Raw genomic sequence first — 15,348 nt, 5'->3', positions numbered from 1 at the left:
TCAGACGGTCACCCGGCGCAGCCGGGCCTTGGGCGCCTCCTCGCCGGGGAAGACGCGCTTGACGCCGTCGCCCATGGCCTGCTCGATGATGCGGATGTCGCGGACGAGGTGCTCCAGCCCGGACGGCTCCAGCGAGGCGGCGTGGTCGGAGCCCCACATGGTGCGGTCGAGCGTGATGTGCCGCTCGACGCAGACCGCGCCCAGGGTGACCGCGGCCAGGGAGATCTGCAGGCCGCGCTCGTGCCCGGAGTAGCCGACCGGCACGCCGTAGCGCTCCTTGAGCGTGGTGATCGTGCGCAGGTTGGCCTCCTCCGGCGGCAGCGGGTACGTGGAGGTGGCGTGCATCATGATCAGCTGGTCGGTGCCGAGGATCTCGACGGCCTGGTCGATCTCCGACAGCGTGGACATGCCGGTGGACAGGATGAGCGGCTTGCCGGTGGCCGCCAGGGCGCGCAGCAGCTCGTGGTCGGCGACGCTGGCCGAGGCGATCTTGTGGGTCAGCACGTCCATGTTCTCCAGGAACTCCACGGACGGCACGTCCCACGGCGAGGCGAACCAGTGCAGGCCACGCTCGTCGCAGTACTTCGCGATCTGCCGGTACTCGTCGTAGCCGAACTCGGTGCGCTCCTTGTACTCCAGGTACGTCATCTCGCCCCACGGAGTCTGCCTGATCTGGCCCTTTTGCTCCTCGGGCACGCAGATCGCGGGGGTGCGCTTCTGGAACTTGACCGCCTGGCAGCCCGCCTCGGCCGCCACGTCGATGAGCCGGCGGGCGAGGTCGAGGTCGCCGTTGTGGTTGATGCCGATCTCGCCGATCATGTACACCGGCTCGCCGTCGCCGACCAGCACGTCGCCGATCGCGACCGGGCCGAGCCGCGGACGGGCCTTGGCCTCGGCGACCGGCGGCTCGGGCCGGGCCGCCACCACCAGGTCGCACAGCTCGCGCACCGCGCCGGAGCCGCCGGGCCTGGTCAGCACCACGCGGGCGGCGGCGCGCACGCGCGGGTGCGCGTCGGGGGTGGCGATCGGCCAGCCGACCTCGGCCATCGGGCCCAGGTCGTTGACGTCGTTGCCGACATAGGCCACGCGCGCCGGGTCCAGGCCCTCGATGGCCAGCCAGTCGCGCAGCACGATGCGCTTCTCGGCCAGGCCCTGCAGCACGGGCACGCCCAGCTTGCGGGCGCGGGCGGCCACGACCGGGTTCTGCTCGGTGGACATCACCAGCACCTTGACCCCGGAGCGGCGCAGCAGCGAGACGCCCATCCCGTCCGAGCGGCTGACCAGGACCATCTCCCGGCCGTCGGAGTCGATGTAGGCGCGGTCGTCGGTGTGCACGCCGTCGAAGTCGGTGATGACCGCGTCCACGTCGATCGGCTCGGGCTGGTCGATGAACGGCGCGAGGGCGCGTACCAGCTCCAGGTCCCCGGGGTCGTCGACCTCGATGGCGTGCTGCGGCGGCACCGGCTGCACGGCGACCTCGCCGAAGAAGCGGTGGCCGTGCTCGCGCAGGCCGGCGGTGCGCATGACGTAGAACGCGCCGTTCTCGCGGAACTGCGGCTCGCGGTCCTGCCTGCGCTGCCGTACGGCCGGGTCGTGGTTGACGCCCGCGCCCGCGGCCGTCCACAGGAACTCGTGGGTGGGCAGCCCGGACACGACCGAGTCGGCCTCGCCGTCCAGGACCCTGCGCACGGCGGCCGACAGGTCGGCCGGGTCGATGAACGCGCTGGTGCACTGCACGAGCACGACCACCTCGGGGTCCTCGCCCAGGGCGTCGAGGGCGTGCAGCACGGCCGACTCGCTGGAGGCGGTCGCGCCGCTCAGCTCCTCGGGCCGCTGCACCACGACCGCCCCCGCCGCGCGGGCGGTCTCGGCGATCTGCGGGTGGTCGGTGCTGACCACGACCTGGTCCACGAGCTCGGCCCGCAGGCACGCCCGTACCGCGCGGGTGACCAGCGGGACGCCCCCGACCAGGGCGAGGTTCTTCAGGGGTACGCCCGCCGAACCTCCGCGGGCGGGAACAACGGCCAAGACTCGCAAGTGTCTTCTCCTCAGTGCGTGGGATCGCACCCAGAAGCTAGAGGCCGGGATTGAACGGGCAGCGTCACCGCCATTAACTTTCCATGGGGATCCGGTAGAGCAACTCTGGCCGGCCGACCCCGCCGTACTGCGGCACGCGCACCGCCATCCCCAGCTCGACCAGGTGTTCCAGGTAGCGGCGGGCGGTCACCCGCGACACCCCCACGGCCTCGGCGACGCTCTGCGCGGAGCTGCCGCCGGGCCGCTCGCGCAGCCGGGCCGACACGGCGTCGAGGGTGTCGCGGGCCAGCCCTTTGGGCAGCTCGGAGGGGCCGCGCAGGGTGCCGAGCACCCGGTCCACGTCGCCCTGGGCGACGATCACGCCGGTGTCCTGCCTGAACCGGGCGTAACGCGTCAGCTTCTCGGCCAGGGTCGCGTAGGTGAACGGCTTGAGAAGGTACTGCGAGACGCCCAGCGACACCGCCGAACGGACCATGGCCAGGTCGCGCGCGGAGGTGACGGCGATGACGTCGCACAGCAGCCCGCCGGCCCGCACCGCGCGGCACACCTCCAGGCCGTGCATGTCGGGCAGGTACAGGTCGAGCAGGATGAGGTCGACGGGCCGTCCGCGCAGGAACCGCAGCGCCTCGCCGCCCGAGCGGGCCACCCCGGCCACCTCGAAGCCGGCCACCCGCTCGACGTAGACCCGGTTGGCCTCGGCCGTGATCCCCTCGTCCTCCACGATCAGCACGGAGACCGCCCCGCCCGGCCCGCTCGTCGTGCCCGTTCCGCCACCGGCGCCCGGCCCGCTCATCGCACCCGCTCCGGGACCGGCAGGCGCACGGTGAACGCCGATCCGGCCACGTCGATCGTGCCGCCGAGGCGGCGCACCGCCTGCCCGACCAGCGCCAGCCCGAGCCCGTGGCCGTCGCCCTTGGTGGTCCAGCCCTTCGCGAACGCCTCCGGCGCGGTCAGCCCCGGCCCGTCGTCGGCCACCCTGATCACCACCCCGTCCCGGTCCGCGCTCAGGCGCACCTCGACCCTGGTGGCCGCGTCGAGGGCGTTGTCGACCAGGTTGCCGACGATCGTCACCAGGTCGCGCGGGTCCAGGCCCAGGTCGTCCAGGTCGCTGTCCGGCGTCAGCACCAGCTCGCCGCCGCGCTCGGCCGCCTCGGCGCTCTTGCCGAGCAGCAGCGCGGCCAGCACCGGCTCGCGCACCGCGCCCACCACCCGGTCGGTCAGCTCCTGCGCCGCGCGCAGCTCCGCCGTGCCCAGCGCGACCGCCTGCTCGGTGCGTCCCAGCTCGACCAGCGTGATCACGGTGTGCAGCCGGTTGGCGGCCTCGTGCGCGGCCGAGCGCAGCGAGTCGGCGAAGCCGCGCTCGGCGTCGAGCTGCCCGGCCAGCGCCTGCAGCTCGGTGTGGTCGCGTACGGTCACCACCGTGCCGAGCCTGCTGGCCGCGATGTTGACGGCCAGCACCCGGTCGCCGGCCAGGTGCACGCGTTCCTCGTGGCCCTCCAGCAGCGCCGACAGGCCCAGCTCGGCCACGTGCCGGCCCTCGGCGTCCGGCGGCAGGTCCAGGAGCTGCCGGGCGGCGTCGTTGCAGAGCGTCAGCGTGCCGTCGCCGCCGACCAGCAGCAGGCCCTCCCGCACGGCGTGCAGGACGGCGTCGTGGTGGTCATGGATGCGGCCCAGCTCCACCGGGCCGAGCCCGTGGGTCTGGCGGCGCAGCCGTACGGTGACCAGCCACGTCCCGGCCGCGCCCAGGCCGAGCGCCAGCGCGGCGACCAGGCCGCTCCAGGCGAGCTGGTCGCGCAGCCTGGCGCTGATCCGGTCGATCGTGATGCCCGCGCTGACCAGGGCCCGCACCCGGCCCCCGGACCACACGGGCGTCACGGCCCGCTTGGAGGGGCCGAGCGTGCCGGTGTAGGTCTCGACGAAGGTCTCACCGGCCAGCGCCCGCCCGGTGTGGCCGAGGAAACGTCTGCCGATCTCGGCCGGGTTCGGGTGGGTGTAGCGGGTGCCGTCCGGCTTCATGATGGTGACGAAGTCGACGCCCGTCTGCTCGCGCACCCGTTCGGCGTACGGCTGCAGCGCCAGGGTCGGTTCCGGGTCGTCCAGGGCGGCGGCCACGCCCGGCGCGGCGGCCACGCTGACCGCCACGGCCCTGGCCGTGGCGCCCGCCTCCTCGGTGAGCAGGCGATGGGCCTGCACCAGCGCGAGCACCGCGCAGCCGGTGACGGCGACCGCGACCACGAGCAACTGCAGGACCAGCATCTGGCCCGCCAGGCTCCAGCGGCGCATGAGCCTCCCCTCGCGTGAACGAAACTTACTCAATCGTGACGTGGGTCACAGTGAGGCGCATAGTCGCACGGCCAGCCCCTTTTTCCAAAGCGGTGGAGAGACCCCCCATGCGTGATCGAACTCGTTACCTGTACCTGGCCGTCGTCGTGGCGGTCCTGCTCGGCATCCTGGTCGGATTCGTCTGGCCGGAGGCGGGCAAGGAGCTCAAGCCCCTCGGCACCGGCTTCGTGGCGCTGATCAAGATGCTGATCAGCCCCATCATCTTCTGCACGATCGTGCTCGGCATCGGCTCGGTACGCCAGGCCGCCAAGGTCGGCAAGGTCGGCGGCCTGGCGCTCGGCTACTTCATGGTGATGTCCACCGTGGCCCTGGTCATCGGCCTGCTGGTCGGCAACGTCATCGACCCCGGCTCCGGGCTGCACCTGACCGACGCCGCCAAGCAGGCCGCCGAGGCCGAGGCGGCCAAGGGCGAGGCCACCGGCGGGGTCGACTTCCTGCTCGGCATCATCCCCGTCACCCTGGTGTCGGCCTTCACCGAGGGCTCGGTCCTGCAGACGCTGCTGGTGGCGCTGCTGGCCGGGTTCGCGCTGCAGGCGATGGGGGAGCGGGGCGCGCCGATCCTGCGCGGCGTCGAGCACGTCCAGCGGCTGGTGTTCCGCATCCTGGCCATGGTCATGTGGGCCGCGCCGGTCGGCGCTTTCGGGGCCATCGCGGCCGTCGTCGGCGCCACCGGGATCGAGGCGCTCAAGAGCCTGGCCATCATCATGATCGCCTTCTACGTCACCTGCCTGCTGTTCGTGGGCGTGGTGCTGGGCGCGCTGCTGTGGCTGGTCGCCCGGATCAACCTGTGGTCGCTGCTGCGCTACCTCGGCCGGGAGTTCCTGCTGATCCTGTCCACGTCGTCGTCGGAGACGGCGCTGCCGCGGCTGATCGCCAAGATGGAGCACTTCGGGGTGAGCCGGACGGTGGCCGGCATCACCGTCCCGACCGGCTACTCCTTCAACCTCGACGGCACCGCCATCTACCTCACCATGGCCACGCTGTTCATCGCCTCGGCCACCGGCGCGCCGCTGCAGGTCGGCGAGCAGATCTCGCTGCTGCTGTTCATGATGGTCGCCTCCAAGGGCGCCGCGGGCGTGACCGGCGCCGGCCTGGCCACGCTCGCCGGCGGCCTGCAGTCGCACCGCCCCGAACTGGTGGACGGCGTCGGCCTCATCGTCGGCATCGACCGGTTCATGTCCGAGGCCAGGGCGCTGACCAACTTCGCGGGCAACGCCGTGGCCACCGTCGTGGTCGGCACCTGGACCGGCGAGTTCGACCGGGAACGCGCCGCCGAGGTGCTGGCCGGGCGGGCGCCGTTCGACGAGTCCACGCTGCTCGACGAGGCGGACGACCGCCCCGGGCCGGAGGCGGAACGCGAGGTCGTGCGCGTCTAGGGCCCGCGTGCGAAGCGTCTAGGGTTTGCGGCCGATGCCCGCGTAGCCCATGCGGGCGAAGTCGTCGTCGTAGAAGGGCGGGTTCTGGGGGTCGGTGAACGGGAAACCGAGCTCCGGCCCCTTGCCCGTGGCCAGACCGGGCGGGATCAGCTCGAAGTCGCCGAAGAAGGCCGCGATCTCCTTGCCCGGCCGCGGGCAGAAGGGCGCGTTGGCCCGCCGGTAGAACTGGCTGACGCGGGCCACGCGCTGCGGCGCGTGGTCGGTGCCCACGTGCGACAGGGCCAGGTAGCTGCCGGGGGCGAGCGCGTCGCGGTAGGCGGCCACGAAGCCCTGCGGGTCGTCCTTGTCGGGGATCAGGTGCAGCACGAACATCATGAGCACGGCGACGGGCTTGCCGAAGTCCAGCAGCCCGCGCACCTCGGGGCTGTCCAGCACCTCCCGCGGGCGCCGGATGTCGCCGTGCAGCATGGCCACCTGCCCGGGGTCGGCCAGCAGCGCCCGGCCGTGCGCGGCCACCACCGGGTCGCTGTCCACGTAGACCACGCGGGCCTCCGGCGCGAGCCGCAACGCCACCTCGTGCACGTTCTCGGCGGCCGGCAGACCGGAGCCGAGGTCGAGGAACTGGGTGACACCCCGGTCGCACAGGTACTTCACCATCCGGCCGATCAGCAGCCGGTTCTCCCGCGTGCCGTCCCTGACCTCCGGCATCGCGCTCAGCACCAGCTCGGCCAGCTCCCGGTCGGCCGGGAAATTGTTCTTTCCGCCCAGGAAGTAGTCGTACATGCGCGCGGTGTTGGGGATGTGAGGATCCACGCCCTGGGGGACTTCTTGCGTCATGAGGGCATGATCCACTAACCGGCTGCCGGAAATCTACGCTTTCGACATCAGATGGCCGGAAGCCTCAGGACGAACCGCGCCCCGCCCCGGCGGTCCTCCACCCGCACGCTGCCCCGGTGGGCCATCGCCACGTCCCTGGCGATCGCCAGGCCGAGGCCGGTGCCGCCGGAGTCGCGGCTGCGGGCGGCGTCCAGGCGGGTGAACCGCTCGAAGATGCGCTCGCGGTCGGCCTCGGCGATCTCCTGGCCGTCGTTCTCCACCGCCAGCACGGCCGTGCCGCCCCTGGCCGGGCCCGCCTCCCTGGCGACCACGACCAGCACCAGGGTCTCGGCGTGCCGCTGGGCGTTGTCCAGCAGGTTCGTCAGCACCCGGGCCAGTTGCAGGCGCACGCCCTCGACGACCACGCCCTCGGTCAGCTCCAGCCGCGTGGGCAGCTTGTCGCTGCGCACGGCCAGCTCCTGCCGTACGAGGTCGGCCAGGTCCACCGGCTCCCTGGCCATGTCCACCCGGGAGCCGATCCTGGCCAGCAGCAGCAGGTCGGTGATGATCGCCTCCAGCCGGTCGGTGTCGCGCAGGGCGCTGTCCACCAGCGCCTCCACGTCGGTGTCCTCCGGGTAGAGCTGGGCGCTCTCCAGCTGCGCGCGCAGCCCGGCGATCGGGGTGCGCAGCTCGTGGGAGGCGTCGGAGGCGAACTGGCGTTGTTGCAGCGCGGAACGTTCCAAGCGGGCCAGTGTGTTGTTGACGGCCTTGGCCAGCATGGCGACCTCGTCCTCGCCGCCCGGCTGGGTGACCCGGTGGCTCAGGTCGCCGGCGCTGACCGCGTCCAGTTCGGCGCGCATGGTCGCCACCGGGCGCAGCGCGCGGCCGGTGACCAGCCAGGTCGCCCAGGCGGTGAGCGCGATCAGCACCGCCACCTGGGAGAACACGATCACCTCCAGCGTCTGCGAGGCCAGCACCTCCGGGGTGCTGCGGCCGGCGTAGACGATGGGGGAGTCCTCCGACATGCCGGCCTTGACCGCCGACAGGTGCACGCACTCGGTCGGCAGGCAGTTGGTGGTGTTGACGACGCGGCTCTCGGCGGTGGGCCGCACGTCGCTGAGCGGCGGCAGGTTCCTGGCCGCGTCGCTGCTGGCCAGGACGCGGCCGTCGGTCCCGACCACCTGGATCAGGTCGATGGACGGATTGGGCACCGGGATCGTGGCGCCCTGCGGCAGCCCGCCCGCGCGCATCTCGGAGGCCACCCGCTCGGCGGTGTCCCGCGTGTCCCGGTAGACGGCGGCCGTCACCAGGGACCGCGAGACGATGCACCCGGCGATGCCCACGGGGATCAGCACGAGGGCGGCTACGGCCGTCGCGATGAGGGTGACGCGTCCGCGCAGGGAGCGGGCCCACATGGGTGGCACTCCCCGAGACTACTAACCGTCATTGCCGCCAAATGCCGCGTTCAGGGAGCGTTGAGGGAAAGGTTCCGCCAACGTCAGCGCTGGATCCAGACCGTGGTGTCCGGCGGGACCGAGCCGTCGGCCGCCAGCGGACCGCTGGCCAGCAGCACCGTGCCGGGCACGACCGGGGCGACCGGCTCCTCGCCGGTGTTCAGCATCACGACCAGGCCCGGGTCGCGCTGGACGGCCAGCACGTCCTCGGAGGTCTCCAGCCACCTCAGCGTGCCGCCGCCGAGCGCCGGGTGCTCCTTGCGCAGCCTGAGCGCGGCCCGGTAGAGGTGCAGCGTGGAGTCCGGGTCGTGCTCCTGGGCCGCGGCCGACAGCAGCGTCCACGAGGCGGGGATCGGCAGCCACGGGTCGGTCCAGCCGCAGCCCGGCTCGCTCGTCCACGGGATCGGCACCCGGCAGCCGTCGCGGCTCTCGCCGGTGCGCCGGAAGGCCGGGTCCTGGCGCAGCTCGTCGGGCAGGTCGAGGACCTCGGGCAGGCCCAGCTCCTCGCCGTTGTAGAGGTAGGCCGAGCCGGGCAGGGCCAGCATGAGCAGCGTCGCCGCGCGGGCGCGGGCCAGGCCGCCGTGCCGGGTGACGTGGCGGGGCTTGTCGTGGTTGGACAGCACCCAGGTGGTGGGCGCGCCGACCAGCTCGGCCTCGGCCAGCGACTTCTCGATCACCGAACGGAACGACTTGGCGTGGAAGTCGGCCATCATGAACTCGAAGTTGAACGCCTGGTGCAGCTCGTCCGGCCCCACGTACCGGGCCAGCCGCTCGGGCGAGGACACCCACGCCTCGGCGACGGCCATCCGCCCGCCGGGGTAGGAGTCGAGGATCGGCCGCCACTCCCGGTAGATGTCGTGCACGCCGTCCTGGTCGAAGTAGGGCACCCGCTCGTCGCCCAGCATCTCGGCCTGGCGGCCCTCCTTGGGGCCGACGTCGGGCAGCCCCTCGGCCTTGACCATGCCGTGGGCCACGTCCACCCGGAAGCCGTCCACGCCGCGGTCCAGCCAGAAGCGCAGGACGTCGCGGAACTCGGCGCGTACCTCGGGATTGTCCCAGTTGAGGTCGGGCTGCTCGGGCGCGAACAGGTGCAGGTACCACTGGCCGTCCTCGACCTGGGTCCAGGCCGGACCGCCGAAGATCGACTCCCAGTCGTTGGGCCGGTCGCGGAAGATGTAACGGTCGCGCAGGCCGGCCTGGAACCAAGGGTGGCGGTCGGAGGAGTGGTTGGGGACGAGGTCCACGATCACCCGGATGCCGTGCCCGTGGGCCTGCGTGACCAGGGCGTCGAAGTCGGCCAGCGTGCCGAACATCGGGTCCACGTCCCGGTAGTCGGCCACGTCGTAGCCGCCGTCGGCCATGGGGGAGGTGTAGAAGGGGCTCAGCCAGATCGCGTCCACGCCCAGCCTGGCCAGGTAGTCCAGGCGCGCCCGCACGCCCTTCAGGTCGCCGGTGCCGTCGCCGTCGGCGTCGGCGAAGCTCCGGGGGTAGACCTGATACACGACGGCGTCCCGCCACCAGTCGTCGTTGCCGAGCATGGCTTTCCTTCCCCCGGATGTCCGTGATGTCTGGTGCAGGATGTCGCGCGTTCTTGCGACAGGTCAAGTGCAAGTTTCGGAAAGTTGCAGATTGGGCGTCAAGGCGTTCTCGCGGGCGGGGACGAGGTCAGCGGGCGACGGGTCGGATGTGGTTCCGGTAACGCTCTTTCGCAAGTTCTTCCAATTCTTGCAAAGAGCCGCTAACGTCCCGGAAACGTAAGCCGTGAACAGCGGCGGATAACGATCTTTTGACGGCGGCGCACGCAGGCGCCGCCGCTCCTCCATGACCTCGGGAGGTCTCATGCGTGTACGGGTCCTGGGAGTGGCCGCCCTCTCCACCCTCGCGTTCGCCGCTACGGCTTGTGGTGACTCCGGCGCGCCCGCCTCGTCGGCGCAGCCCAGCGGTTCGGCCTCGGCCTCGGCTCCGGCCCCGGCGGCGGGCGGCACGCTGGTCATCTGGGCCGACCCGAGCCGGGTCAAGCCGCTCAAGCCCTTCGCCGACCAGTTCGGTACCGAGAACGGCGTGACCGTCGAGGTGAAGGAGATCAGCAAGGACAACCAGATGACCTTCCTGACCGCCTCCCAGCAGGGCAGCGGTCCGGACATCATGATCGGCGCGCACGACTGGATCGGCAACCTCGTCCAGAACGGCGCCATCGACCCCGTCACGCTGACCGACGAGCAGAAGGCGGCCTTCTCGGAGATCGCCATGAAGGCGGTCACCTTCAACGGCCAGGTGTACGGCGCCCCGTACGCGGTGGAGAACATCGCCCTGATCCGCAACACCAAGCTCGCCCCCGACGCCCCCGCCACGCTCGACGAGATGATCGACAAGGGCAAGGAGCTGAAGAAGGCCGGCAAGGTCAAGGAGGTGCTCTGCCTGCCCGTCGGCGTCAAGGGCGACGCCTTCCACGCCTACCCGCTGTTCGCCTCCGCGGGCGGCGCGCTGTTCGGCCAGACCGCCTCCGGCGACCCCGACCCCAAGCAGGTGCTGCTCGGCTCCGAGGGCTCGGTCAAGGCGTTCGGCAAGCTGAAGGAGCTCGGCGAGAAGGGTGACGGCGCGCTCAAGACGTCGGTCACCAACGAGAACTACATCGTCAACTTCGCCGCCGGCAAGTGCGCCTACCTGATCTCCGGCCCGTGGGCCATGAGCGAGGTCAAGAAGGGCGGCGTCTCCTACGACATCACGCCCGTCCCGGCGTTCAAGGACGGCAAGCCGGCCACGCCGTTCGTCGGCGTCCAGACGTTCTTCGTGGCCGCCAAGGGCAAGAGCAAGGCCCTGGCCCAGGAGTTCGTCGCCAACTACGTCACCAACAAGGACGTCGCCAAGGCCCTGTACGAGGCCGACCCCCGGCCCCCGGCGCTGACCGCCGCGCTGCAGGAGGTCCAGGCCGCCGACCCCGACGCCGCCAAGTTCATGGACGCCGGCAAGAGCGGCATGCCGATGCCCGCCATCCCCGAGATGGCCGCCATCTGGGAGCCGTTCGGCATCGCGGAGACGGCCGTGGTCAAGGGCGGCGACGCCGCCAAGGCCGCCGCCGCCGCGCAGAAGGCCATCGACGGCGCGCTCAAGAACTGACATGACCCAGGACGTGCACGAGGCCGTGGGGACCGACCGGTCCCCGCGGCCTCGCCGGGAACTCACCACGGCGTTCGTGGTGAGCAGGATCGCGGTGCTCGCCGTGGCCGCCGCGATCCTGCTCTACGCCGTGCCGCCGCTGGTCGCCGCCGAGTCGTGGGTCTCGCTCACGCTGCTGGGGCTGGCCGCCGGGGCCATCGCCTACCTCTACCTGACCCGCCGCTTCATCCCGGCCAAGTACCTCGTCCCCGGCACCCTGTTCCTGATCGCCTTCCAGGTGCTGCCCGTGCTCTACACGGTGACCACCGCGTTCACGAACTTCGGCGACGGGCACCGCGGCGACAAGGCCGACGCCGTCACCGCCATCGAGACCGGCTCGGTCCGCCAGGCCCCCGGCTCGCCCGAGTACGGCCTGACCACCGCCCTGCGCGGCGACGAGCTGGTGTTCCTGCTGGTCGACCTCAAGACCAAGCAGGTACGGCTGGGCACCGGCGAAGGGCTGACCCCGCTGGAGGGCGCCCAGGTCGGCCTCACCGGCAAGGTCCTGTCGGCCCCCGGCGTGACCGTGCTCAAGGCGCCCGAGGCCGCCGCCCGCGGCCAGGAGATCTCGGCGCTGTCCGTGCCGACGCCGGGCGGCGTGATCAAGGCCAACGGCCTGAGCCGGGCCGTGGAGGGCAGGGCCGCGCTCGTCTATGAGGCCGCCTGCGATTGCGTCAAGGGCAACGGCGACACCTGGACGGCCGACGAGGACCAGGGCTACTTCGTCAACGCCAAGGGCGAGCACCTGGCCCAGGGCTGGCAGGTGAACGTCGGCCTGGACAACTTCGCCCGCGTCCTGACCAACCCCACCATCTCCGGCTACTTCGTCGGCGTGCTGGGCTGGAACCTGGTGTTCGCGCTGGTCTCCGTGGCCGGCACGTTCGGGCTGGGCATGGCCGTGGCGCTGGCGCTGCACCATCCGCGCATGCGCGGCACGAAGGCGTACCGGATCGCGCTGATCCTGCCGTACGCCATGCCGGCCTTCGCCATGCTGCTGGTCTGGCGCGACATGTTCAACCGCGACTTCGGCCTGATCAACCAGTTCTTCGGGCTGAACGTCGACTGGCTCGGCGAGCCGCTCACCGCCCGGTTCGCGGTCATCCTGGTCAACCTGTGGCTCGGCTTCCCGTACATGTTCCTGGTCACCACCGGCGCGCTCCAGGCGATCCCGCGCGAGCTGACCGAGGCGGCCTCCATCGACGGCGCCACGCCGTCCAAGGCGTTCCGCCGGGTGACGCTGCCGCTGCTGCTGGTCGCGCTGACGCCGCTGCTGATCTCGTCGTTCGCGTTCAACTTCAACAACTTCAACGCCATCGCGCTCACCACCGAGGGCGGGCCGTTCCCGGCCGAGAGCCCGCAGGTGGGCGCCACCGACCTGCTGATCACCTACACCTTCCGGCTGGCGTTCGGCGCGGGCGGGGCGCAGTTCGGGTTCGCGGCGGCGATCTCGGTGTTCATCTTCGCGATCGTGGCGGTCATCTCGGCCGTGGCCTTCCGCCGTACCCGCAAGCAGGAGGAGGTCTACGCATGAGGATCGCGCTCAGGCACGTGTTCGTGCTGCTGGTGTGCGCGTTCGCGCTGTTCCCGATCCTGTTCGTGGTCTCGGCCGCGATCAACCCGATGGGCACGCTGGCCTCTACCGACCTGCTGCCGTCGGGGGCGAGCCTGAACAACTTCGTCAACCTGCTCACCTCCGACAGCTATCCGTTCGGCCGGTGGTTCTTCAACTCGGTGTTCATCGCGCTGGCCTCGTCGTTCGCGAGCCTGCTGCTGTCGATGCTGGCCGCCTACGCCTTCAGCCGCATGCGCTTCGCCGGACGCCGGGTCGGGCTGCTGGCCCTGCTGCTCATCCAGATGTTCCCGCAGTTCCTGGCCATCGTGACGATCTTCATGATCTTCACCAGGGTGACCGAGCTGTACCCGGCGTTCGGCTTCAACACCGTCTGGGGCCTGCTGCTGCTCTACCTGGGCGGCGCGCTCGGCGTGAACACCTGGCTGATGAAGGGCTTCCTCGACACCGTGCCCAAGGAGCTCGACGAGGCCGCCACCGTGGACGGCGCCACCCACGCGCAGATCTTCTGGCGGGTCATCATGCCGCTGGTCACGCCGATCCTGGCGGTCACCGCGCTGCTGGCCTTCATCGGCGTCATGAGCGAGTTCCTCATGGCCAACGTGTTCCTGCGCGACCCCGAGAGCAAGACCCTGGCCGTCGGCATGTACGGCATGATCGCCGGCGACCACCGCAACGCCAACTTCGGCATGTTCGCCGCGGCGACGTTGCTCACCGCCGTACCCACGGTGAGCGTGTTCCTATGGCTGCAGAAGTACATCGTCTCCGGCCTCACGGCCGGGGCTGTCAAGGGATAGTTCATTGCGCTATGTCGGCGAGCCGCATCACGACGGCTCAGCTCTCTACGTCTCCAGCCAGGAACCGGTGCTCGGCTCGCGGGTGACCCTCTGGCTGCGGGCCCCGCGGGCCGCCGGGATCACCGGCGTGCACGTGCGCACCGTCTGCGACGGCGAGCCCCGCTACGCCGAGGCCCGCGTCGACGACTCCAGGACCGGCACGCCGGTGGCCGGCTACGGCGCGGACGACGTCTGGTGGCAGGCGGAGATCACCGCGGTCAACCCGGTCACCCCGTACCGGTTCCTGCTGCACACCCGCCGCGGCCAGCGGTGGCTGACCGCGGCCGGCCCGGTCGCGCACGACCTGACCGACGCGAGCGACTTCCGCCTGGTCTGCCACCAGGCGCCGCCCTCGTGGATGTCGGACGCGATCGTCTACCAGATCTTCCCCGACCGCTTCGACCGCTCCGGCCCGATGCCGGACCTGCCCGACTGGGCGCTGCCGCGCGACTGGGACCGCGACCCGGTGATCCCCAGCGGCCCCGGCACCGCCCAGCAGTTCTACGGCGGCGACCTCGACGGGATCACCCGGCGCCTGGACCACATCCAGGGGCTCGGCGCCGACACCGTCTACCTGACGCCGGTCTTCCCGGCCCGCTCCAACCATCGCTACGACGCCGCGAGCTTCGAGCACGTCGACCCGCTGCTCGGCGGCGACGAGGCCCTGCACCGGCTGTCGGGCGCGCTGCACGCCCGCGGCATGCGCCTGCTCGGCGACATCACCACCAACCACTGCGGCGACGCCCACGAATGGTTCACCGCCGCCGTGTCCGACGTGAACGCCCTCGAACGGGAGATGTTCTACTTCGACCCCGACACCGGCGACTACGAGTCGTGGTGGGGCGTCAAGTCGCTGCCCAAGCTCAACTGGGACAGCGAGCTGGTGCGCTCCAGCATGCGCGCGGTGCTGAAGAAGTGGCTCGGCCCCCTGGACGGCTGGCGCGTGGACGTCGCCAACATGACCGCCAGGCTCGGCCCCGAAGACCGCAACCACGAGGTCGCCGCCATGCTGCGCCGCCAGCTCGGCCCCGAGGCGGCCTTCATCGCCGAGCACAACCACGACGCCTCGCTCGACCTCGACCGCGACGGCTGGCACGGCACCATGAACTACGGCGGCTTCACCCGCCCGGTCTGGGCCTGGCTGCGCGGCCCCGACCTGGACCTGCCGCACTTCCTCGGCGTGCCGGGCGGCGTGCCCGAGCGCGACGGCGCCGACACCCTGGCCACGTTCAGGTCGTTCGCCTCGCACATGTCCTGGCGCTCGCTCACGCACTCCTGGCAGCTCCTGGACTCCCACGACTCGCCGCGCATCCGTACGGTGACCGGCTCACGCGAACGCCACCTGCTCGCCCTGGGCCTGCAGGCCACGCTGCCCGGCACGCCCATGGTCTTCGCCGGCAGCGAGTTCGGCCTGACCGGGATCAACGGGGAGCACTCGCGCACCCCGATGCCCTGGAACCGGCCGCACGACCAGGACCCGGCGACCCTGGCGGCCTACCGCGAGCTGCTCGGGCTGCGCCGTGCCGAGCCCGCCCTGCGTCACGGAGGGTTGCGCTGGCTGCATGCCGACGCCGACTGCCTGGTTTTCGCGCGCGAGACGTTCGAGGAGTCGCTGCTGGTGTCCGTCCGCCGGGCGCCCGGCGCGGCGCTGCCCATCGGAGCGCAGGCCCAGGGCGTCTACAACGCTCCGGACGGCGACGAGATCCCGGGAGAAGGACCTGCGGTGTGTGTGTGGCGCATCACACACTGATCACGCTACG

11 protein-coding genes are annotated in these 15,348 nt (G+C 71.5%); 5 read left to right on the top strand and 6 right to left on the bottom strand.

Annotated features, from left to right (window positions below; all coding sequences use genetic code 11):
- The 3 genes from ACWCSU_RS26890 to ACWCSU_RS26880 form a co-directional block, all read right to left on the bottom strand.
- Positions 1–2,028, bottom strand: coding sequence for an N-acetylneuraminate synthase family protein (locus tag ACWCSU_RS26890; RefSeq protein ID WP_449938543.1), 2,028 nt, complete (start codon positions 2,026–2,028; stop codon positions 1–3).
- Between the two features lie 82 nt (positions 2,029–2,110).
- Positions 2,111–2,830 (bottom strand): response regulator, encoded by a 720-nt coding sequence (locus ACWCSU_RS26885; RefSeq protein WP_449938540.1) that lies wholly within the window; start codon positions 2,828–2,830, stop codon positions 2,111–2,113.
- On the bottom strand, positions 2,827–4,320 hold the full coding sequence (locus ACWCSU_RS26880) for a sensor histidine kinase (RefSeq protein ID WP_449938537.1): 1,494 nt from the start codon (positions 4,318–4,320) through the stop codon (positions 2,827–2,829). Before ACWCSU_RS26880 ends, ACWCSU_RS26885 begins: the two co-directional genes overlap by 4 nt.
- A gap of 107 nt (positions 4,321–4,427) precedes the next feature.
- On the opposite strand from ACWCSU_RS26880, the gene ACWCSU_RS26875 reads away from it, so the two are divergent.
- Positions 4,428–5,756, top strand: coding sequence for a cation:dicarboxylate symporter family transporter (locus tag ACWCSU_RS26875; RefSeq protein ID WP_357695893.1), 1,329 nt, complete (start codon positions 4,428–4,430; stop codon positions 5,754–5,756).
- A gap of 18 nt (positions 5,757–5,774) precedes the next feature.
- Here the strand turns inward: ACWCSU_RS26875 and ACWCSU_RS26870 are convergent, their stop codons facing one another.
- From ACWCSU_RS26870 to ACWCSU_RS26860, 3 genes are all read right to left on the bottom strand, one after another.
- A complete protein-coding gene (locus ACWCSU_RS26870; RefSeq protein ID WP_449938534.1) occupies positions 5,775–6,593 on the bottom strand; it encodes an SAM-dependent methyltransferase in 819 nt (272 codons plus the stop codon).
- A 47-nt stretch (positions 6,594–6,640) separates the two neighbouring features.
- Entirely contained in the window at positions 6,641–7,987 is a 1,347-nt protein-coding gene (locus ACWCSU_RS26865) for a sensor histidine kinase (RefSeq protein WP_357695897.1), read from the bottom strand.
- Positions 7,988–8,070: 83 nt separating this feature from the next.
- The gene (locus ACWCSU_RS26860) at positions 8,071–9,564 is read right to left on the bottom strand and encodes a glycoside hydrolase family 13 protein (RefSeq protein WP_449938531.1); all 1,494 of its coding nucleotides are present in this window, start codon (positions 9,562–9,564) and stop codon (positions 8,071–8,073) included.
- A gap of 301 nt (positions 9,565–9,865) precedes the next feature.
- Between ACWCSU_RS26860 and ACWCSU_RS26855 the strand changes: the two genes are divergently transcribed.
- From ACWCSU_RS26855 to ACWCSU_RS26840, 4 genes are read left to right on the top strand one after another with little or no spacing between them, the layout of a single operon-like run.
- Positions 9,866–11,143, top strand: a complete 1,278-nt coding sequence (locus ACWCSU_RS26855) for a sugar ABC transporter substrate-binding protein (RefSeq protein ID WP_449938528.1) — start codon at positions 9,866–9,868, stop codon at positions 11,141–11,143.
- A gap of 1 nt (position 11,144) precedes the next feature.
- Positions 11,145–12,713 carry an ABC transporter permease subunit gene (locus ACWCSU_RS26850; RefSeq protein WP_449938526.1) on the top strand — a complete coding sequence of 523 codons (1,569 nt, stop codon included), beginning with the start codon at positions 11,145–11,147 and terminating at the stop codon, positions 12,711–12,713.
- Entirely contained in the window at positions 12,710–13,549 is an 840-nt protein-coding gene (locus tag ACWCSU_RS26845; protein ID WP_357695905.1) for a sugar ABC transporter permease, read from the top strand. Before ACWCSU_RS26850 ends, ACWCSU_RS26845 begins: the two co-directional genes overlap by 4 nt.
- A gap of 4 nt (positions 13,550–13,553) precedes the next feature.
- A complete protein-coding gene (locus ACWCSU_RS26840) occupies positions 13,554–15,338 on the top strand; it encodes a glycoside hydrolase family 13 protein (protein ID WP_449938523.1) in 1,785 nt (594 codons plus the stop codon).
- Positions 15,339–15,348: the final 10 nt, after the last annotated feature.

The sequence above is a fragment of the Nonomuraea sp. NPDC001699 genome, from assembly GCF_053596455.1.
Note: the sequence above shows the minus strand (reverse complement) of the source record. Positions and strands in the feature narration are given on the sequence as shown.